This window comes from Arthrobacter cavernae (genome assembly GCF_017368795.1).
GTDB lineage: Bacteria > Actinomycetota > Actinomycetes > Actinomycetales > Micrococcaceae > Arthrobacter > Arthrobacter cavernae.
This window is the reverse complement of the sequence record NZ_JAFNLL010000149.1, coordinates 1-323: the sequence shown is the minus strand read 5'-3', so window position 1 is coordinate 323 and position 323 is coordinate 1. Positions and strand designations below refer to the sequence as shown.

Here is a 323-nt window from a genome sequence, read left to right as displayed (position 1 = left end):
GCGAAGGTGCTGATCCTGGACGAGCCGACGGCGGCCCTGGGCGTGAAGCAGTCCGGCGTGGTGCTGCGGTACATCCTGCAGGCCCGCGACCGCGGCCTGGGCGTCATCTTCATCACCCACAACCCGCACCACGCCTTCCCGGTCGGCGACCGCTTCCTGCTGCTCAAGCGCGGCCGGTCGATCGGCTACTACGACAAGAAGGACATCACCCTGGACGAGCTCACGGCCCAGATGGCCGGCGGCGCGGAACTCGCCGAACTCGCCCACGAGCTCGAGCAGCTCGGCGGCCACAGCGAAGCCCTCAGGGAAGTCCAGGCCGAAGT

The 323-nt window shown here is 69.0% G+C and carries 1 protein-coding gene; it reads left to right on the top strand.

Going from position 1 to position 323, the window contains the following annotated elements; all coding sequences use genetic code 11:
* A partial coding sequence (locus tag J1902_RS19195) for a P-loop NTPase family protein (RefSeq protein WP_504739372.1) occupies positions 1-323 on the top strand: 323 nt, incomplete at both ends.